Raw genomic sequence first — 19824 nt, 5'->3', positions numbered from 1 at the left:
GCGGACGTGAGTGACTCTGGTGGGCCGGACGTGACGCAGGAGTTACGGCTGCCCTGGGACGACGACCCGGACGACCTGTACGAGCATGCGCCGTGCGGGTATCTGACCACGCTCCCCGACGGAACCATCGTCAAGGTCAATCAGACTTTCCTGGCCTGGACCGGTTACACCCGCGGGGAGCTGGTCGGGCATCGCCGGTTCCGTGACCTGCTCAGCTCCGGCGGGCAGATCTTCCACGAGACCCATTACGCGCCTCTGCTGCGGATGCAGGACGAGGTGCACGAGCTCGCCTTCGACATGGTCTGCGCGGACAGCAGCACGCTGCCCACGCTGATCAACTCGGTGCTGTCCCGCGGACCGGCCAAGGAACCGCGGGCCATCCGCACCACCGTCTTCAACGCCACCGAGCGGCGCAGTTATGAGAACGAGCTGCTCGACGCCCGCAAGTTCGCCGAGGACTCGGAACGCCGCGTCAAGGTGCTGCAGGAGATCGTGGCCGACCTGGCGGCGGCGCCCACCGAGGCCGAGGTCGCCGAGGCGGTGGTGCGCGCGCCCGAGTCGGCCTTCGGCGCCGCCAGCAGCAGCATCTACCTGGTCGATCAGGAACGTGACCTGGTCGTCGCGGTCTCCTCGACCGATCCCACGACCGGCGACTGGGAGGACATGCCGCGGTCGTCGCCCCGGGCGGTGGCCCGGGTGGCCGAGCGCGGCGACCTGCACGTGGTCGGCTCGCTCACCGAGGCCAAGCGGCACTTCCCCGACCTGGTCGACAACATGCGCCGGTCGGGCCGCAACACGGTGGTCCTGCTGCCGCTCACCACCGGCCCCACCGACGAGCACGCCGGCGCCGAGACCCTCGGCGTGCTGGCGTTCAGCTTCACCGGCGAGCGCAAGCTCTCCGACGGCGAGCTGCGCGTGGTGCGACTGCTCGGCCAGCAGGCCGGTCAGGCGCTCGACCGCGCCCGGCTCTACGACGACCTGCGCCGCCGTGAGGAGCGCGCGATCTTCCTGGCCCGGACCACCCGGGTGCTCGACGAGCTGCACCGGCTCGTGCCCCGGGCCCGCCGGCTGGTCGAGCGGGCGGTGCCGGAGATCGCCGACTGGGCGCGGCTGCGCCTGGCGATCGGCACGCCCGGCATCCTGGAGGACGCCGGCGGCCCGGCGCCCGATGCCACCCTGCTGGCCCAGGCGGAGCAGCGGGCAAGCGTGGCGTGCGTGCCGGTCTTCCCGCAGCCGGGCGACGCCCTGGACTGCGTGGTGCTGCCGCTGACCGCCCGGGGCCGGGTGCTCGGCACGCTGTCGATGCGGATGGCGCCCGACCGCCGCGGCGCCGAGGCCGAACGCATCTTCCTCATCGACCTGGCCGACCGGGCCGGGCTGGCGCTGGAAAATGCCCGCCTCTACGAGCAGGAACGGCAGATCGCCCGCACCCTGCAGCGCAGCCTGCTGGCCGGCGAACTGCCCGGCGGCGACCCCCGGTTCGCGCTGGAGACCCACTACCAGGCGGCCGGCCAGGATCTGGAGGTCGGCGGCGACTGGTTCGACGCGTTCCTGATCAACCCCGACCGGCTGGCCGTGGTGGTCGGCGACGTGGTGGGCCGGGGCATCGATGCGGCCACCACGATGGGTCAGCTGCGCAGCGCGATCCGGGCTCTCGCCGGCGACGGGGTCGGGCCGGCCCGGCTGATCGAGGGCCTCGACCGGTTCGTCGAGCGGGTCGAGACCGGTCACATGGCGACCGTGGCGTACGCCGAGGTCGACCTGGTCACCGGCGAACTGACGTACTCCTGCGCCGGCCACCTGCCCCCGCTGCTGCAGGCGCCGATGGGCCCGCCGGAGTTCCTGCTCGACGGCCGGTCGGCCGCGCTCGGCTCGAAGGCCGGCGACACCCGCCGCACCGAGCACCGGGTGCCGCTCCCGGCCGGCAGCCGCCTGCTGCTCTACACCGATGGGCTGATCGAGCGGCGCACCCGGCCGATCGACAAGGGTTTCGAGCTGCTGTCCCGCGAGTTCGCACGGCGGCGGGACTCGCCGCTGCCCGGCCTGACCGGCGGCCTCGCCGACCTGCTGGTGGGCCGCGACCATGCCGACGACGTCTGCCTGCTCTGCCTGTCGCTGGGCAGCGAGGAGCGGATGGAGCGCAGCCTCGGGGCCGACCGGTCGCACATCGCCCTGCTGCGGGCCGAACTGCGCGCCTGGCTGGTGGCGCACGGCATCGAGCCGGAAACCCGGGACGCGGTGCTGCTGGCCTGCTCGGAAGCGGTGGCGAACGCGATCGAGCACGGTTACCGGGACGACCCGTTCGGCCAGATCAACGTGGTGGCCACGGTGACCGGCGACGCCGTCGAGGTGCGTGTCGCCGACCACGGCACGTGGCAGGGCGCGGTGGCCGACGTGGCGCGTGGCCGCGGGCTCCAGCTGATCCGCGAGTCGATGGACCAGGTGCTCATCGACCGCGGCGAGGGCACCATCGTGACCATGCGGCGCAGCCGGGAGACTCCAATATGACTGATCAGTGGGTGACGTTCTCCAAGTTCGGCGACGCCGAGCTGGTCAGCCTGACCGGCGAGATCGACCTGGCGAACGCGGGCGACATCGGGCACGCGATCGTCGCCCGGATCAACGAGGCCGGCAAGGTGCTTATCGACCTGACCACCGTCTCGTTCCTGGACAGCGCCGGGGTGCGGCTGCTCGATGCGCTGGTCGGCGATCTCCTGGTGCACGGCACCCGGACCCGCCTGGTGGTGGGGGAGCGGGGCGCCGCGCGGATGACTCTGCGGCTCTGCGCGTTTCGCGAGGACATCCTCACAACGGATCTTGAACGGGCGGCGGCCGAGCTGACGTAGGGCCCAAGTACCCTTGACTTCCATGACTGGACGCTCCGTCTTTCCACAGCTCGAACAGCTGCTGCCGAAGATCAGCAAGCCGATCCAGTACGTGGGGGGCGAACTGGGCGCCGTAGTCAAGGACTGGGACGCCACCACCGTCCGCTGGGCGCTGATGTACCCGGACGCGTACGAGGTCGGCCTGCCCAACCAGGGCGTGCAGATCCTGTACGAGGTACTCAACGAGCAGGAGGACGTGCTCGCCGAGCGCACGTACGCGGTCTGGCCCGACCTCGAGGCGCTGATGCGCGAGCACGGCGTGCCCCAGTTCACCGTCGACGCGCATCGCCCGGTGCGCGACTTCGACGTGCTGGGCATCTCGTTCTCGACCGAGCTCGGCTACACCAACATGTTCACCGCGCTCGAACTGGCCGGTATCCCGATCGAGAGCAAGGACCGCACGGTCGACGACCCGATCGTGCTGGCCGGCGGCCACGCGAGCTTCAACCCGGAGCCGATCGCCGACTTCATCGACGCCGCCGTGCTCGGTGACGGCGAGGAGGCCGTCCTCGAGATCACCGGCATCATCCGGGAGTGGAAGGCCGAGGGCTGCCCCGGCGGCCGCGACGAGCTGCTGCTGCGTCTGGCCCGCACGGAGAGCATCTACGTGCCGCGCTTCTACGACGTCGACTACCTGCCCGACGGCCGCATCCAGCGCGTGGTGCCGAACCGCCCGGACGTGCCGTTCCGGGTGTCCAAGCGCACGACGATGGACCTGGACGCATGGCCGTACCCGAAGAAGCCGCTGGTCCCGCTGGCCGAGACGGTCCACGAGCGGTACGCGGTGGAGATCTTCCGCGGCTGCACCCGGGGCTGCCGGTTCTGCCAGGCCGGCATGATCACCCGCCCGGTGCGAGAACGGTCGATCACTACCGTCGGCCAGATGGTGCGGGAGGGGCTGGAGTTCTCCGGCTTCAACGAGGTCGGCCTGCTGTCGCTGTCGTCCGCCGACCACTCCGAGATCGGCGACATGTGCTCCGGCCTCGCCGAGCAGTACGCGGGCACCAACGTCTCGCTGTCGCTGCCGTCGACCCGAGTGGACGCGTTCAACATCGACCTTGCCCAGGAGCTGTCGAAGAACGGGCGCCGCACCGGCCTCACCTTCGCGCCCGAGGGCGGTTCCGAGCGGATCCGCAAGGTCATCAACAAGATGGTGACCGAGGAAGACCTGATCCGGACGGTCGTCACGGCGTACTCGAACGGCTGGCGGCAGGTGAAGCTGTACTTCATGTGCGGCCTGCCCACCGAGACCGACGAGGACGTGCTGCAGATCGGCCGGATGGCGCACGAGGTGATCAAGGCGGGCCGGATCGCCACCGGCACCAAGGACATCCGCTGCACGGTGTCGATCGGCGGGTTCGTGCCCAAGCCGCACACCCCGTTCCAGTGGGCGCCGATGGTGCGGCCCGAGGTGATCGACCACCGGCTCCGGCTGCTGAAGAACGAGATCAACAGTGACCGGGGACTGGGCCGGGCGATCGGCTACCGCTACCACGACGGCGAGCCGTCACTGATCGAAGGCCTGCTTTCCCGGGGCGATCGCCGCGTCGGGGCAGTGATCCGGCGCGTCTGGGAAAAAGGCGGACGTTTCGACGGCTGGAGCGAGCACTTCTCGTATGCCCGCTGGATCGAGGCGGCCGCCGAAGTGCTGCCCGGCTTCGGCGTCGACATCGACTGGTTCACCACCCGCGAGCGCGAGCAGGCCGAGGTGCTGCCCTGGGACCACCTCGACTCCGGGCTTGACAAGGACTGGCTCTGGCAGGACTGGCAGGACTCGCTCAGCGAGTACGAGCAGGAAGACTGCCGCTGGACCCCGTGCTTCGACTGCGGTGTCTGCCCGTCGATGGACACCGAGATCCAGATCGGCCCCACGGGCAAGAAACTGCTGCCGCTGACCCCCGTGAACAATCTGCGCATCCCGGCCTAGAGGAGGCGACGATTCCCCCCAAGAACCAACCGGTGGGCGGCCAGGCCCCGGTTGTCCAGCGCATTCGCATCCGGTACGCCAAACGCGGCCCGCTGCGTTTCACGTCGCACCGCGACTTCGCCCGTGCGTTCGAGCGGGCGCTGCGCCGTGCCGCCGTGCCGATCGCGTTCTCCCAGGGCTTCACCCCACACCCCAAGATTTCGTACGCGAGTGCCGCGCCCACCGGCGTCGGCAGCGAGGCGGAGTACCTGGAGATCGGCCTTCAGCTCCAGACCGACCCGGAGCAGTTGCGGGTGGCGCTGGACGCCGCGCTCTCGCCCGGCCTCGACGTCCTCGAGGCGGTCGTGGCCGGCGAGGGCAGCCTCGCCGACCGGATCGACGCCTCGCGGTGGCGGCTGGAACTGCCCGAGATCGACCCGGCGCTGGCCGCCGCCGCGGTCAAGGGCTTCCTCGACGCCGACGAAGTGCTGGTCGAGCGCATGACGAAGCAGGGAAAACGCTCCTTCGACGCCCGCTCCGCGGTGACATACATCGCTGTGACCGAGCAGTCCGACCTACCTTCCGGGGCGGACGGCACACCGTGTGCGATAATCGACCTTGTCGTACGACTGGTTACGCCCGCCGTGCGACCCGATGACGTCCTTTCCGGCCTGCGTGTAGTGGCTGGCCTGGAGCCGCCGGTGCCCCCTCGGGTAACCCGGCTGGCCCAGGGCACGCTCACCGCGCAGGGGGAAATCGTCGATCCGTTGGACGCGGACCGCGGGCCTGTTCCGATTTAGGAGCGGGCGTCATCGGAGGGCGCTAGCTGCACCACGGCCTGCGCCCGTCGGCAGACTTCGGCCGCCCGTCCGACCATCGGCCGGGACCGAAATACTTGCGGCGACCCTGCGTGGCAGCGCTCACACGCGCCCGGGGCCGCCAGAAAATGGAGAGCGCCCATGCTCGATAACGAGCCACAGGGCGGTGAGTTGGACGGTGCGGTTACGCCGCCCGCCGATACCGCCGATAGCACCCCAACCACCCCTGCGCGCCGGACGAGGACCACTCGCCGGAAGACGGCCGCACCGGCCGCCGAGCCCTCAGCCGAGCCATCGGCCGAGGGCGCGACCGCCGAGCCGGGCGCCGCGATCGAGGCCGTCGCGGCCCAGGACGCGGTGACTCAGGACGCGGTGACCCAGGACGCCCCGGTTCCGCCGGTCAAGGCGACCCGTAGCCGCCGCAAGGTTGCTGCTCCGGCCGCCGCGCCCGCGGCTGCCGAGCCCACGGCCGACGCCGAGGCCGAGGTTCCCCCGGTCAAGGCGACCCGGGCCCGCCGGAAGAAGGCCGCGGCACCCGCCGCCCTGCCCGAGCCGGTCGAGGCGGCGGTGGTCGAGGCCGTGCCGGTCGCCGACCTGGTCGCGGCCGTGCCGGTCGCCGAGGAGCCGGTCGTCGAGGAGGAAGAGGAGCCGGACGGGGAGGCGGCGCCGATCATCGGCGTGCTGCCCCTGGACGACGACTTCGTCGAGGAGGAGAAGCCGGCTCGGCGTGGCCGCCGGGCGGCACTGCCCCCCGCCGTACTCTTCATGCCGCCGGAGGCCACCGAGGAGCCGGCGCCCACCAACCGCCGCTCGCGGCGCGCGGCGGCCGTCGCCGTTCCGTCGATCGTTCCGGTCGCGGAGGCCGAGCCGGAGATCTCCGAGGCCGTGGCCGAGGTCGCCGAACTGCCTGCCGAGGAGCCCGCGGACAACAGTCGTCGCAGCCGTCGCCGCCGTCGTGGCGGGGCTGCCGAGGAGACCGCCGAGCCGCTCGAGGCCGTGGCCGAGGTCGCCGAGCCGCTCGTGGACGAGGCCGACGAGACCGCCGATGACGTCGAGGACGGCATCGAGGACGAGTCGGAGGACGACCTGGCCGCCGGCCGTCGCCGCCGCCGTCGTGGCCGCCGTGGCCGTGGTCGCGGCAAGGGCCCGGCCGAGGACGGCGACGAGGACGGCGACGAGGAGCCGATCGCGGCGACCGCCGAGGACGACGCCGAGGACGGCGAGGACGAGCCCGACGAGGGTGACGGCGTGACCCGCCGTCGTCGTCGCCGGCGTCGCAAGGGGTCCAGCGGCGACGCGGACACCGGCGGCATCGAGGACGGCGTGCACACCGTCGTGCGGGTGCGCGAGCCGCGCCGCACCAGCGACGAGGTGCAGGGCGTCTCCGGTTCGACCCGGCTCGAGGCCAAGCGCCAGCGCCGCCGGGATGGCCGCGAGCAGCGCCGGACCCGCCCGCCGATCCTGAGCGAGTCGGAGTTCCTGGCCCGCCGCGAGGCGGTCGACCGGGTCATGGTCGTGCGGCAGAAGTCGGACCGCACCCAGATCGCCGTGCTCGAAGACGGCATCCTGGTCGAGCACTACGTGGCCCGGGCCACCTCCGGCACCATGGTCGGCAACGTCTACCTCGGCAAGGTGCAAAACGTCCTGCCGAGCATGGAGGCCGCGTTCGTCGACGTCGGCCGGGGCCGCAACGCGGTGCTCTACGCCGGTGAGGTCAACTGGGACGCGACCGGCCTGGAGGGCCGTGCCCGCTCGATCGAGCAGGCGCTCAAGTCCGGTGACTCGGTGCTGGTGCAGGTGACCAAGGACCCGATCGGGCACAAGGGCGCCCGGCTGTCCAGCCACATCGCGCTCTCCGGCCGGCACCTGGTCTACGTGCCCAACGGCAACGCGTCCGGGATCAGCCGCAAGCTGCCTGACAACGAGCGCAAGCGGCTCCGTGACGTGCTGAAGAAGATGGTGCCGGACGGCGCCGGGGTCATCGTGCGCACCGCCGCCGAGGGCGCCAGCGAGGACGAGCTGGCCCGCGACGTCAAGCGGCTGCAGGCGCAGTGGGAGGAGATCCAGCGCCGGGCCGCCGATGGCCACGCGCCGGCCGCCCTCTCCGAGGAGCCCGAACTGGTCCTGCGAGTGGTCCGGGACCTCTTCAACGAGGACTTCCGCGAGCTGGTGGTGCAGGGCGACCAGGCGTACGCCGAGGTGGAGAACTACCTCAACTCGGTGTCGCCGGACCTGGTCGAGCGCCTGCACCGGTACACCGGGGTCGCCGACGTCTTCGCCGACAAGCGGATCGACGAGCAGATCCTCAAGGGTCTCGACCGCAAGGTGTTCCTGCCCTCGGGCGGCCACCTGGTCATCGACCGCACCGAGGCGATGACGGTCGTCGACGTCAACACCGGTAAGTACACCGGCGCGGGCGGCAACCTCGAGGAGACGGTCACCCGTAACAACCTCGAGGCGGCCGAGGAGATCGTCCGGCAGCTGCGGCTGCGCGACCTCGGCGGCATCGTCGTGATCGACTTCATCGACATGGTGCTGGAGAGCAACCGCGAGCTCGTGCTCCGGCGGCTCACCGAGTGCCTGGGCCGCGACCGCACCAAGCACCAGGTCACCGAGATCACGTCGCTCGGCCTGGTGCAGATGACCCGTAAGCGGATCGGGTCGGGCCTGCTCGAGGTGTTCAGCGAGACCTGTGACCACTGCAAGGGCCGGGGCCTGCTGATCCACACCGAGCCGGTGGCGGAGAAGCGCAGCAACGGTAACGGCAACGGCAATGGCAACGCGGCCAGCACTCAGGTGAAGGCGGTGGCGGCGGCGACGCGGACCGAGCAGCCGCCGGTCCAGCAGCAGCAGCAGCAGCCGCAGCCGCAGCCGCAGCCGCAGACGTCGTCGCGGTCACGCCGGCGTCGTGGCGGCGCCGAGGCGGCGTCGATCGAGGCAGCCGCGGCCGAGGCCGCCGCCGTCGTCGTTGCCGACGGGGCGCCGATCGCGCCGCTCGAGCCGGTGGTCGAAACGGTGATCGAGGTGGAGAGCCCGATCGCGATCGCGGCGGACCTGCCGCCGGTCGTCGGTTCGGGCATCGTGTCGATCACCCCGGTGGTGGCGAGCAAGTCCGACACCGGCGACTACGACATCAGCGGTTACGACCTGTCCCGTTACGAGTCTCCGGGTGAGCCCGAGCCGCCGGCCGAGCCGTTGCGGCTGACCGGCACGGACGACCCGGACGCGGTCGACGACGACGAGGATGACGAGGACGAGGCCGAGGACGGGGACGGGGACGACGAGCCGGTGGGCGCGGGTGCGGGCCGCCGGCGGTCGCGACGCGGTGGCGCCCGGCGGCGTACGCGTCCGTAGGTCTTGACGTGACGGTGAGCGGATCAGTAAACAAAGTTAAAAGCTGATCCGCTCATCTTCATCGAAGTCGGCTACCCTCCCTGGGATCGCCCTTCCGACCGCCCCGCCGCCGCCCTTGAGCGGACTGAAGGCTGTCGGCTTTCCCCTGAGGAGATACCTCCCGTGCGACGCCTCGCCGCCCTCATAGTTCTGCCCTTCCTCGCGATCGCTGCCGGTTGCTCCAGCAGCGACGACACCTCGACCACGTCCGGTGGGGCCACCCCGGTCGTCGGTGATGGGGCGTCATCCACGCCGGTCGACCCGTCGGCCGCGGCCGCCGGTGACAAGGCGCTCACCGGCAACACCAAGGCGATCTGCGACCAGGCCGGGCGCGCGAGCACCAGCTTCGGCCAGACCTTCATCGCCGACCTGAAGCTGCAGATCGACGCGGCGGCCAAGGACGCAGCCGCCAAGAGCGAGGCGCAGCAGAAGATCGACCGGGATGTGGAGAACTACTCGGTCGCGCTGTCGCAGATGGCCGGCCTGGCCGACGACAAGGCGCTCAAGTCTGCCCTCACCCAGATGAGCAAGCAGGTCAAGGCGCTCAAGGGTGACGTCACGAAACTCAACGCGGACAAGATGTCGGAGCTCACGACTACGCTCGACAAGGCCTGCGGAAAGAGCTGAGCTACCCAATTTGGGTTGGGCGACTCGCATGAAGTACGCTTGCCGACGGCGCTTTTCTTGCGTCCTACCCCGGTGCGAGATCCTGGCCCGGGAGAGCACCATCCGCCAAGCAGCGGTCATCGCTGCGTAAGTCTCAGGGAGTCCGCGTCCGATGTACGCGATCGTCAAGACCGGCGGCAAGCAGTACAAGGTTGCCGAGGGCGACGTGATCGAGGTCGAGAAGCTCGCGGGCGTGCCCGGCGATGCGCTCACGCTCGCCGCAGTCCTCCTCGTCGACGGTGACAACCTGGTGACCGACGCGGCCAAGCTTGCCAACGTTACGGTGTCCGGCGAGATCGCCGAGCACACCAAGGGTCCGAAGATCCGGATCCACAAGTTCAAGAACAAGACCGGCTACCACAAGCGCCAGGGGCACCGTCAGCCTCTGACCAAGATCAAGGTCACCGGAATCAAGAGCGGGAAGTAAGGGGCGGATCACTCATGGCTCACAAAAAGGGTGCGTCAAGCTCGCGCAACGGCCGTGACTCCGCCGCTCAGCGGCTCGGCGTCAAGCGGTTCGGCGGCCAGCTGGTCAACGCCGGCGAGATCCTGATCCGCCAGCGCGGCACGAAGTTCCACCCGGGCGAGCTCGTCGGCCGTGGCGGCGACGACACGCTGTTCGCGCTGGCCCACGGCAACGTGCTGTTCGGCACGAACCGTGGCCGCAAGACCGTCAGCATCGTCCCGGTCTCCAAGTAGTTCTTTACCTCAGCGGGCCACGGACCCTTTGGGTCCGCTGGCCCGCTGTTGTTTTTAGGAGTTGAGCAAGTGACCACGTTCGTCGATCGGGTCGTGCTGCACCTGCAGGCGGGTGACGGCGGGCACGGCTGCGTCTCGGTGCGCCGGGAGAAATTCAAGCCGCTCGGCGGCCCCGACGGCGGCAACGGCGGGCACGGCGGCAGCATCACGCTGGTCGTCGACCCGCAGCAGCACACTCTGCTCGACTTCCACTTCCACCCGCATGTCAAGGCGCCCAACGGCGTCAGCGGCGCGGGCGCCAACCGCGACGGCGCCAACGGCAAGGACCTCATCGTGCAGGTGCCGGCCGGCACGGTCGTGCACGGCGAGGGCGGCGAGGTGCTGGCCGATCTGATCGGCGAGGGCGCCACCTTCGAGGTGGCCCGCGGCGGCCGCGGCGGCCGGGGCAACGCCTCGCTGGCCAACACCCGGCGAAAGGTGCCCGGTTTCGCCGAGTTGGGCGAGCCCGGCGACCACCTCGACGTGGTCCTCGAGCTGAAGAGCGTGGCCGACGTCGGCCTGGTCGGTTTCCCGTCGGCCGGCAAGTCGTCGCTGATCTCGGTGATCTCCGCGGCCAAGCCGAAGATTGCCGATTACCCGTTCACCACGCTCGTGCCCAACCTGGGCGTGGTGCAGGCCGGCGACCTGACGTTCACCGTCGCCGACGTGCCCGGCCTGATCCCGGGCGCGGCCACCGGCAAGGGCCTCGGCATGCAGTTCCTGCGGCACATCGAGCGCACCTCGGTGCTGGTGCACGTGCTCGACGCGGCGACGCCGGAGATCGAGCGCGACCCGCTCGCCGACCTGGACGCGATCGAGGCCGAGCTGTCCGCGTACGGCGGTCTCGAGGACCGCCCGCGGCTCGTGGTGCTCAACAAGATCGACATCCCGGACGGCCGGGACCTGGCCGAGATGGTCCGGCCCGACCTCGAGGCGCGCGGCTACCGCGTGTTCGAGGTCAGCGCGATCACCCGGGAAGGGCTCAAGGAGCTGCTGTACGCCTTGGCCGGCACCGTCAAGGAGCACCGGCTTGCGAACCCGCCGGTCGAGGCCACCCGGGCCATCGTGCGGCCCAAGGCGGTCGACGAGAGCGGCTTCACCGTCGAGCAGGACGAAGAAGGCGTGTTCGTGGTGCGCGGCACCAAGGTCGAGCGCTGGATCAAGCAGACCAACTTCGACAACGACGAGGCCGTCGGCTACCTTGCCGACCGGCTCGAGCGGCTCGGCGTCGAGGGCGAACTGGGCAAGAAGGGCGCGAAGCCCGGTGACCCGGTGCGCATCGGCGAGATGGAGTTCGACTGGCAGCCCAACGCGGGCGAGTTCGTCGCCGGACCGCGTGGCGCCGACGCCCGGCTCGAGGACGAGAGCGGCCGGGCCAGCGCGTCGCAGCGGCTCGCGGCCCGCAAGTCCCGCCGGGTCCGCTCCGACGACGAACTGCTGCACATGGCGCCGGACGGCACCGTCAGCAGCCTCGCGAACGCGTCCCGGCCGGTCCTTGTTACCGACGAGGACGACACCGGCGAATAGGACGTCGTCCAGCTTGTCGCAACCATCCGGAAATGGTCCTCGCTTAGAGTCACCGCCGTGCTCATCGAATCCCGCCCCTCCCTGGACCCGGAACTGGCTGCGCTGATCACGGCCCAGCAGCACGAGATCAGGGAGATCGACGGGGGCACGAACGCGGCGGCGTTCGTGCCCGGCGATGACGCTGCGTTCATGGTGGCGGTTGTCGACGGGCGAGTCGTGGCGTGTGGTGCGTGGCAGGGCATGGAGTCGGGAGCGGCCGAGCTGAAGCGGATGTACGTGCGGCCGGCCTTCCGGGGCCGGGGCATCGCTCGCCAGTTGATCGTCGCGATCGAGGAGGAGGCGCTGGCCGCGGGCCGGCCCGTCATCCGGCTCGAGACCGGCAACTACCTGCCCGCGGCGATCGCGCTCTACCAATCGTCGGGTTACCACCAGATCCCGGCCTACGGGCCGTACGTGGGTAACCCCTACAGCGTGTGCTTCGAGAAAAGGCTGGCGGCGTTAGTCCACCCGTCCAACCACCCCGCCGCCCTTGACCGGACTAAAGACAGAGTCCGATAGCCGCTCTGGCACGCCGTACCGTCGCAAGCGCCGCAGGCCGCACCCTGGTCCTGCCCTCCGCCAAGGTCTCGCGGACGTAGCCGGGATCAAGCTCCCGGTAGCGCGCCCGGATCGGCTCGAGAAGCGCGACGACCACATCCGCGACTTCGCGTTTCAGCGCGCCGTAGGAGCTGAACCCGCCCGGCTTCTCGCCGGTGCACGCGACCAGGATCTCGAGCAGATTGGTCACGCCGGGTTGGTGCTCCGGGTCGTGCCGGACGACGCCTGCGGTGTCGGTGACCGCGCGGGAGATCGCCCTGCGGATGGTCTCGGGCGGGTCGAGCAGCCCGATGCGACCGGCCGCCGACGGCGCGCTCTTGCTCATCTTCCGGGTCGGATCGGACAGGTCCATGATCCGCGCGGCCGACTCGGGGCGAATGCCCTCGGGCACGGTGAAGGTCTCCCCGTAGCGTGCGTTGAAGCGTATCGCGATCGTGCGGGCCAGCTCCAGGTGCTGACTCTGGTCCTCGCCGACCGGCACATGATCGGCGCCGTGCACCAGGATGTCGGCCGCCATCAGCACCGGGTAGGTGAGCAGGCTGAGCCGCACCGGACCGCCGCCCGCCGACTTCTCCTTGAACTGGATCATGCGGGCCGCCTCGCCGAAGCCGGTCGTGCACTCCAGCAGGTAATGCAGCTCGGTGTGCTCGGGGACCTGCGAGTTCGCGATGATCGCAGTGCGCCGCGGATCGACGCCGGCGGCCAGCAGCAGGGTCGCCACCTCGAGGGTGTTGGCCCGCACCGCCGCCGGATCATGCTCCATGGTCAGCGCGTGGAGGTCGACGATCATGGCGATCGAGTCGGCGGTCGCCTGCGCCTCGACCAGCGGGCGGATGGCGCCCAGCAGGTTGCCGAGATGCAGGTTTCCGGTCGGCTGGAAGCCGGAGATTTGCTTGATCATGGCGATTTTCCTTCCGTACGGGGTGGGTGTGGCGCCCCGCCGGAAACCGGCCGTGAAAAGCACGACGGCCGCCCGGAAGGGGCGGCCGCGATGAGGTCATGCGCGTTGGGGTGAGCCGCCCGTCAGGGCAGCCACCAGCAAAGGTTCGCTACGCGCATGCGGGTAATGGTACCGCGGGGCGGCCATGTGCCCGACCCGGCGGACCGGCATGATGGTCAACATGCCGCTGACCCGTGCCGAGGCCACCGCCCGCGCCGCCACCGTCGAAGTCCGTTCCTACGAGGTGCACCTCGACGTGACCGCGGAGGGGGAGACCTTCGAGTCGCGCACCGTGGTGCGGTTCGGGGCACGGCCGGGCGAGTCGACGTTCCTCGAGTTCGAGCCGGTCGCGGTCGCCTCGGTCACGCTGAACGGATCATCGGTGGCGCCGGGCGCGGATTCCGGCGGCCGGCTCGCCCTGACCGGGCTGGCCGAGGAGAACGAGCTGGTCGTGGCGGCCACGATGCGGTACTCGAACGACGGCGAGGGCCTGCACCGGTACATCGACCCGGCCGACGGGAACGTATATCTCTACCAGCACCTGTTCATCAACAACGGCGGCCGGGTGCTGCCCTGCTTCGACCAGCCCGACCTGAAGGCGTCGTGGCAGGTCACGGTCACCGCGCCGGCGCACTGGAAGGTCGCGACCAACGGCGAGCTGGTGTCCGCGGCCGACGGCGTCTGGCGGTTCGCGGCGACGAAACCGATCTCCACGTACCTCGCGTCGCTGTTCGCCGGGCCGTTCCACGCGGTCACCGACTCGCACGACGGCATCCCGCTCGCGCTGTACGTGCGCGCCGCCCTCGCCGAGCACCTGGACCGGGAGGCCGCGGAGATCTTCACGGTCACCAAGCAGTGCCTGGACCGCTTCCACGAGATGTTCGACATCCGGTACCCCTTCGGGCACTACCAGCAGGCGTTCGCCCCGGAGCTGAACTTCGCCGCCATGGAATACCCGGGCCTGGTCATGTTCCGCGACGAGATGATCTACCGTTCGGCGGTCACCGAGAGCCAGCGGGAGAGCCGGGCCACCGTGATCGCGCACGAGATGGCGCACATGTGGTTCGGCGACCTGGTCACCATGGCCTGGTGGGACGACCTGTGGCTGAACGAGTCGTTTGCGGAATACCTCGGCACCCGGGTCGCGGCCGAGGCCACCCGCTTCGCCGGCGCGTGGACCACGTTCGCGATGCAGCGCAAGGCCTGGGGCCTGCGCGCCGACCAGCACCCCTCGACCCATCCGGTCGCCCCGGCCGAGGTGAGCGACACCGATCAGGCGCTGCTGAACTTCGACGGCATCTCGTACGCGAAGGGCGCCGCCACCCTCAAGCAGCTGGTCGCGTTCGTCGGTGACGAGGCGTTCCTGGCCGGGCTCAACGAGCATTTCACCGCGCATTCGTACGCCAACGCCACGCTCGCCGACCTGCTCCGCGCGCTGACCAAGGCGAGCGGGCGCGATCTCGCCGCATGGGCCGAGGTGTGGCTGCGCCGCGCGCAGGTCAACACGCTGCGCCTGTCGTTGTCGCCGGCCCCCGCCGTGATCCAGACCGCGCCGGACGCCTACTCGACGCTGCGCCCGCACAAGATCGGCATCGGGCTGTTCGACCAGGCCGCGGACGGCATGGTGGTGCGGCGCTCGTCGGTCCTCGTCGATGTCGACGCCGTCGAGAACACCGCCGTCGACGCCGATCTCACCGCCGACCTCGTGCTGCTCAACGACGGCGACCTGACGTACGCGAAGATCCGTCTCGACGAGGTCTCCACCGCCGCCGTGCCCACCCTCCTGCCCCTGATCTCCGACTCCCTGGCCCGGGCCGTGCTCTGGGCCGCCACCCTCGACGCCGTGGTCGACGGCGAACGGCCGGTCGCCGAGCTGGTCACGCTCGTGCTGACCGCGCTGCCGGTGGAATCCGAGGTGGTGATCATCGAGGACGTGCTGCGGGCCACCCGCAGCCTGGTCGACCGCTACTCGACCCCGGAGACCCGGCCGGCCGCGCTCGAACTCGTCACCCAGGCCGCCGACCGCCTGCTCGCCGTGGCCGAGCCGGGCGGTTCCCGGCAACTGGCCGCCGCCCGTGGCCTGATCGGCGCCACCGTCGACACCGCGCGGCTGCGTGGCTGGCTCGCCGGCGCGGAGGTGCCGGACGGGCTGGCCATCGACGCCGACCTGCGCTGGCTGATCCTCTACCGGCTGGTCGTGCTGGGCGGGGCCGGTGTCGCCGAGATCGACGAGGAGTTCGCCCGGGACCGCAGCGCGAGCGGGCAGCAGTGGGCGGCCCGGGCGCGCGCCGCCGTGCCCACTGCGGAGGCCAAGGCCGCGGCCTGGCGGGCCATCGTGTCGGACGTGAAGCTGTCCAACCGGCTCGTCGAGATGACCGCGTCGGGTTTCTGGCACCCCGAGCAGATCGAGCTGACCGCGCCGTACGTGTCCCGGTACTTCGCGGAGATGCCGGAGATGATGCGGGTCCGGTCCGGGATGAGCGCGGAGAAGACGGTCGGGTACGCGTACCCGGAGCTCGCGGTTGCTGCACAGACCCGGCAGCTGGCCGCTGACCTGCTGGCCCGCGAAGATCTTGAGCCGATTCTGCGCCGCGTGGTGCAGGACGCGGACGACGACATGCGTCGCGCCCTTTCAGCCCGCTTTTAGGGGTTCCTCGCGCTTTTTCGGACTTATCCTTCGTGCGTGGAGTGGTCCGAGGAACTCGCCGGCGGTCTCTTGCAGGCCGCGCCGGACGCGATCCTGGTCATGGACGGCGAGACCATCGTGCTCGCCAATGACCGGGCCGTCGAGTTGTACGGCCGCGCCCGCGACGAGCTGCTCGGCAAATCGATCGAGATGCTGGTCACCGCCGACGCGCGGATCATGATGGCCGCCCGCCGCCGCAAGATCGAGGAGGGGCGCCCCGGGCCGATCGGCGCGGTCACCACGACGCTCCGCCGGCCCGACGGCACCGAGATCCCGGTCGAGTCGTCGGTCTCGCTCGTCGACACCCCGCAGGGGCGGCTCGCCGTCTGCGTCGTCCGCGACCTCAGCGAGCGCGCCCGCGCCGACCAGGAGAAGGCCCGGCTGCGGGCCGAGGCGCAGGTGGACCGCAACCAGCGGCTGGAGAGCCTCGGGCAACTGGCCGGCGGCATCGCGCACGACTTCAACAACATGCTCGGCGTGATCGTCAACTACGCGAACTTCGTGATCGAGGAGGCGTCGTCCGATGCGCCGGACGTCGCGGCGATCGCGGCCGACGCGGAGCAGGTCGTCCGGGCCGGGAAGCGCGGCACCGACCTCACCCACCAGCTGCTCTCCTTCGCCCGGCGCGAGGTGGTGCGGCCGCAGGTCCTCGACCTCAACCAGGTCATCGCGGACGTGGAGGAGATGCTGCGCCGCACCATCGGGTCGCACATCGATCTGATCGTCGCGCCGGCGCCGGAACTGCCGCCGGTGCTCTGCGACCCCGGGCAGATCGAGCAGGTGCTGGTCAACCTGGCTCTGAACGCCCGGGACGCGATGCCGGACGGCGGCGAGCTGGTGGTCGACACCTCGCGGCACGGGTCGCAGGTGCGGCTCCGCGTCTCCGATTCCGGATCGGGGATGCCGCCGGACGTGGTCGAGCGGGTCTTCGAGCCGTTCTTCTCCACGAAGGGCGGCGGGACCGGGCTGGGCCTGGCGACCGTCTACGGCACCGTCACCCAGGCCGGGGGCGAGGTGAGCATCGCTTCGACGCCGGGCGTCGGCACGACCGTGACGGTGCTTCTGCCCATGTCATCCGGCAGCCTGCCGGACTCGTCGGACCCTTCCGAGCCCGCGCCCGGGCGTGGCGAGACGCTCCTGGTCGTCGAGGACGAGGAGGCGTTGCGCGAGGTGGCCGGGCGGATCCTCGCCGGGGCCGGCTACCGGGTGCTCTCCGCCTCCTGCGGGGCCGAGGCGCTGGAACTGGTCGCGCGGCACGACGGCGTCATCGATCTGCTGGTCAGCGACGTGGTGATGCCCGGGATGCTGGGCAAGGAGCTCGCCGAGCGGCTCGTCGACGCCCGGCCCGGCACTCGGGTGCTCTACATGTCCGGGTACGCCCAGCCGGTGCTGCACTCGCAGGGCACGCTCGACCCGGGCGTGGCGCTGCTGGAGAAGCCGTTCACGGCGTCGGACCTGCTCGCCGCCGTACGCAATCGCCTTGATGTCTGATCTACGTCCAGGCCGCCCCGCCCGCCACCCTTAACCGGAATGCGATCTATATTTCTTTGATGCGCCGGATCGGGATCATGGGTGGAACTTTCGATCCGATCCATCACGGGCACCTGGTGGCGGCCAGCGAGGTGCAGGCGCGGTTCAACCTTGACGAGGTGGTCTTCGTGCCCACCGGCCAGCCGTACGAGAAGGGCCGCGTCTCGCCGGCCGAGGACCGCTACCTGATGACGGTGATCGCCACCGCGTCCAACCCGCGCTTCCACGTCAGTCGGGCCGACGTCGACCGCGACGGCCCCACCTACACCGTCGACACCCTGCGTGACATGCGGGCGATCTACGGCTCCTCCCCGTCGGCCGAGCTGTTCTTCATCACCGGCGCGGACGCGCTCTCCCGCATCCTCGGCTGGAAGGACGCGCTCGAGATGCTGACCATGGCGCACTTCGTCGGGGTAACCCGGCCGGGCTTCGAGCTCACCGACGACCATCTGCCGGCCGACTCGGTCACCCTCGTCGAGGTGCCGGCCATGGCCATCTCCTCGTCCGCCTGCCGGGCCCGGGTGGCCGCCGGCGATCCGGTCTGGTACCTGGTGCCTGATGGTGTTGTGCAGTACATCAACAAGCGGGGCCTCTATCGCGGCTCGGGAAATGTCACACCGGTGTGAGACGCTTGTGGTCCTGGAACACCGATCGAGGGGACGCTCTTGCCCGTCACCGAACGCGCTCTTGAACTGGCGATGACAGCCGCTCAGGCCGCCGCCGACAAGAAGGCTCAGGACATCGTCGTCATCGACGTCGCCGAGCAGCTCTACATCACCGATGCTTTCGTGATCGCCTCCGCGTCGAACGAGCGGCAGGTCATCGCCATCGTCGACGCGGTCGAGGAAGCGCTGACCAACCTGCCGGAGAAGGCCAAACCCGTGCGCCGCGAGGGCGAACGGCAGGGCCGGTGGGTGCTGCTCGACTACGTCGACATCGTCGTGCACATCCAGCACACCGAGGAGCGGGAGTTCTACTCGCTCGACCGGCTGTGGAAGGACTGCCCGACGATTCCGTTCGTCGACCGCGACATGGTCGACGCCGAAGCGTCGTGAGCAGGCTTATCGTCTGGCGCCACGGCAACACCGACTGGAACGCCGGCCACCGCGTCCAGGGCCAGACCGACGTGGCGCTGAACGCGCTCGGCCGGCAGCAGGCCGTCGACGCGGCCGAGCTGCTGATCAAGATGAAGCCCGACGCGATCGTGTCGAGCGACCTGCATCGGGCCGCCGACACGGCCGCGTCGCTCGCCGCGCTTAGCGGGCTGTCGATCAGCTACGACAAGCGGCTCCGCGAGCGTTACTTCGGCAACTGGCAGGGCCTCACCATGACCGAGGTGGCCGAGCTCTACCCCGATCAATACGATCGGTGGACGCACGGCCAGGAAGTCGGCGGTGAGGTCGAAACCCTGCACGACCTGGGGAAACGCGTCTCCGAAGCGCTGAGTGCGGCGGCTGCTGTCGCCCCACCCGGCGGCACGGTGGTGGTGGCCACGCACGGCGCGGCGGCCCGCCAGGGCATCGGGCATCTGCTCGGGTGGCCGCTGGAGCAGTTGCGCACGCTGCGGGCGCTGCAGAACTGCCACTGGGTCGAGCTGACCCACGACCGGGAGCGGGGCTGGCAGGTGGCGGCGTACAACGTCGGCCCGTTCACCGACCACCCGGTTCCGCCCCCGGTCTGAGGCTTTGTCGCGGGCGTCGGAACCCTCCTTGATCCGGTAGCGTCCAACCATCATGCTGATCCGTCGATCTGCCGCCGGCCTGGCCCTGATGGTGTGCCTCGCCGGCTGCGCCAACCAGAGCTCCACTTCCACGTCTTCCCCGGCTTCCTCCGCGCCTTCCTCTTCGGCTTCCTCTTCAGCCGAATCGGCCGCGCCCACTGCCGAGCCGAGCGGCGCGAAGCCCACCGCCACCGGCGCGGAGACGATCACCGGCACGGTCGAGGCCGGCGTCGAGCCGAACTGCCTGCTCCTGCAGGACACCAAGGGCTCCCATCTGCTGGTCTTCGACGATGCCTCGATGCGCGCCGACGCCACGGTCGGCAAGAAGGTCACCCTGACCGGCCGCTCCGAGCCGAGCCAGATGTCCACCTGCCAGCAGGGCATCCCGTTCATCGTCACGTCGGTGACCGCCGGCTGA

The 19824-nt window shown here is 70.4% G+C and carries 17 protein-coding genes; 16 read left to right on the top strand and 1 reads right to left on the bottom strand.

Annotation, left to right across the window (positions count from 1 at the left end; all coding sequences use genetic code 11):
• The first annotated feature begins 6 nt into the window (after window positions 1–6).
• From AB0E90_RS49145 to AB0E90_RS49100, 10 genes are all read left to right on the top strand, one after another.
• Window positions 7–2508 (top strand): SpoIIE family protein phosphatase, encoded by a 2502-nt coding sequence (locus tag AB0E90_RS49145; RefSeq protein ID WP_360420316.1) that lies wholly within the window; start codon window positions 7–9, stop codon window positions 2506–2508.
• Window positions 2505–2846 (top strand): STAS domain-containing protein, encoded by a 342-nt coding sequence (locus AB0E90_RS49140; RefSeq protein WP_360420314.1) that lies wholly within the window; start codon window positions 2505–2507, stop codon window positions 2844–2846. The genes AB0E90_RS49145 and AB0E90_RS49140 overlap by 4 nt, the downstream gene beginning before the upstream one ends.
• Before the next feature lie 22 nt (window positions 2847–2868).
• Window positions 2869–4812, top strand: a complete 1944-nt coding sequence (locus AB0E90_RS49135; protein WP_360420312.1) for a TIGR03960 family B12-binding radical SAM protein — start codon at window positions 2869–2871, stop codon at window positions 4810–4812.
• A 32-nt stretch (window positions 4813–4844) separates the two neighbouring features.
• The gene (locus AB0E90_RS49130; RefSeq protein ID WP_360420310.1) at window positions 4845–5591 is read left to right on the top strand and encodes a TIGR03936 family radical SAM-associated protein; all 747 of its coding nucleotides are present in this window, start codon (window positions 4845–4847) and stop codon (window positions 5589–5591) included.
• A 159-nt stretch (window positions 5592–5750) separates the two neighbouring features.
• The gene (locus tag AB0E90_RS49125) at window positions 5751–8963 is read left to right on the top strand and encodes an Rne/Rng family ribonuclease (protein ID WP_360420308.1); all 3213 of its coding nucleotides are present in this window, start codon (window positions 5751–5753) and stop codon (window positions 8961–8963) included.
• Between the two features lie 162 nt (window positions 8964–9125).
• Window positions 9126–9629 carry a hypothetical protein gene (locus AB0E90_RS49120; RefSeq protein WP_360420306.1) on the top strand — a complete coding sequence of 168 codons (504 nt, stop codon included), beginning with the start codon at window positions 9126–9128 and terminating at the stop codon, window positions 9627–9629.
• A gap of 151 nt (window positions 9630–9780) precedes the next feature.
• A complete protein-coding gene (rplU, locus tag AB0E90_RS49115) occupies window positions 9781–10095 on the top strand; it encodes a 50S ribosomal protein L21 (protein ID WP_203733915.1) in 315 nt (104 codons plus the stop codon).
• Between the two features lie 14 nt (window positions 10096–10109).
• Window positions 10110–10367 carry a 50S ribosomal protein L27 gene (gene rpmA, locus AB0E90_RS49110; protein WP_360420304.1) on the top strand — a complete coding sequence of 86 codons (258 nt, stop codon included), beginning with the start codon at window positions 10110–10112 and terminating at the stop codon, window positions 10365–10367.
• 69 nt (window positions 10368–10436) lie between these two features.
• On the top strand, window positions 10437–11933 hold the full coding sequence (gene obgE / locus AB0E90_RS49105; RefSeq protein WP_360420302.1) for a GTPase ObgE: 1497 nt from the start codon (window positions 10437–10439) through the stop codon (window positions 11931–11933).
• A 57-nt stretch (window positions 11934–11990) separates the two neighbouring features.
• Window positions 11991–12491 carry a GNAT family N-acetyltransferase gene (locus AB0E90_RS49100; protein ID WP_360420300.1) on the top strand — a complete coding sequence of 167 codons (501 nt, stop codon included), beginning with the start codon at window positions 11991–11993 and terminating at the stop codon, window positions 12489–12491.
• On the opposite strand, the gene trpS is transcribed toward AB0E90_RS49100, so the two are convergent.
• Window positions 12472–13431 carry a tryptophan--tRNA ligase gene (gene trpS / locus AB0E90_RS49095; RefSeq protein ID WP_360420298.1) on the bottom strand — a complete coding sequence of 320 codons (960 nt, stop codon included), beginning with the start codon at window positions 13429–13431 and terminating at the stop codon, window positions 12472–12474. The two genes, AB0E90_RS49100 and trpS, sit on opposite strands and share 20 nt — an antisense overlap.
• 220 nt (window positions 13432–13651) lie before the next feature.
• Between trpS and pepN the strand changes: the two genes are divergently transcribed.
• From pepN to AB0E90_RS49065, 6 genes are read left to right on the top strand one after another with little or no spacing between them, the layout of a single operon-like run.
• Window positions 13652–16117 (top strand): aminopeptidase N, encoded by a 2466-nt coding sequence (pepN, locus tag AB0E90_RS49090; RefSeq protein WP_360420296.1) that lies wholly within the window; start codon window positions 13652–13654, stop codon window positions 16115–16117.
• A 36-nt stretch (window positions 16118–16153) separates the two neighbouring features.
• Window positions 16154–17647, top strand: a complete 1494-nt coding sequence (locus AB0E90_RS49085) for an ATP-binding protein (RefSeq protein ID WP_360420294.1) — start codon at window positions 16154–16156, stop codon at window positions 17645–17647.
• Window positions 17648–17706: 59 nt separating this feature from the next.
• On the top strand, window positions 17707–18312 hold the full coding sequence (gene nadD, locus AB0E90_RS49080; protein WP_360420292.1) for a nicotinate-nucleotide adenylyltransferase: 606 nt from the start codon (window positions 17707–17709) through the stop codon (window positions 18310–18312).
• A gap of 39 nt (window positions 18313–18351) precedes the next feature.
• Complete coding sequence (gene rsfS, locus AB0E90_RS49075; protein WP_360420290.1) at window positions 18352–18741, top strand: ribosome silencing factor; 390 nt, start codon at window positions 18352–18354, stop codon at window positions 18739–18741.
• Window positions 18738–19367, top strand: coding sequence for a histidine phosphatase family protein (locus AB0E90_RS49070; RefSeq protein ID WP_360420288.1), 630 nt, complete (start codon window positions 18738–18740; stop codon window positions 19365–19367). Before rsfS ends, AB0E90_RS49070 begins: the two co-directional genes overlap by 4 nt.
• Window positions 19368–19419: 52 nt before the next feature.
• Window positions 19420–19824, top strand: coding sequence for a hypothetical protein (locus tag AB0E90_RS49065; RefSeq protein ID WP_360420286.1), 405 nt, complete (start codon window positions 19420–19422; stop codon window positions 19822–19824).

This window comes from Actinoplanes sp. NPDC026619, assembly GCF_040638295.1.
GTDB lineage: Bacteria > Actinomycetota > Actinomycetes > Mycobacteriales > Micromonosporaceae > Actinoplanes.
Note: the sequence above shows the minus strand (reverse complement) of the source record. Positions and strands in the feature narration are given on the sequence as shown.

Bases quoted from the DNA above. Each gene is read 5' to 3' on its own strand.
- AB0E90_RS49140 (WP_360420314.1), top strand. From the start codon at position 2,505: ATGACTGATCAGTGGGTGACGTTCTCCAAGTTCGGCGACGCCGAGCTG.
- AB0E90_RS49135 (WP_360420312.1), top strand. From the start codon at position 2,869: ATGACTGGACGCTCCGTCTTTCCACAGCTCGAACAGCTGCTGCCGAAG.
- AB0E90_RS49125 (WP_360420308.1), top strand. From the start codon at position 5,751: ATGCTCGATAACGAGCCACAGGGCGGTGAGTTGGACGGTGCGGTTACG.
- rplU (WP_203733915.1), top strand. From the start codon at position 9,781: ATGTACGCGATCGTCAAGACCGGCGGCAAGCAGTACAAGGTTGCCGAG.
- rpmA (WP_360420304.1), top strand. From the start codon at position 10,110: ATGGCTCACAAAAAGGGTGCGTCAAGCTCGCGCAACGGCCGTGACTCC.
- trpS (WP_360420298.1), bottom strand. From the start codon at position 13,431: ATGATCAAGCAAATCTCCGGCTTCCAGCCGACCGGAAACCTGCATCTC.
- pepN (WP_360420296.1), top strand. From the start codon at position 13,652: ATGCCGCTGACCCGTGCCGAGGCCACCGCCCGCGCCGCCACCGTCGAA.
- nadD (WP_360420292.1), top strand. From the start codon at position 17,707: ATGCGCCGGATCGGGATCATGGGTGGAACTTTCGATCCGATCCATCAC.
- AB0E90_RS49065 (WP_360420286.1), top strand. From the start codon at position 19,420: ATGCTGATCCGTCGATCTGCCGCCGGCCTGGCCCTGATGGTGTGCCTC.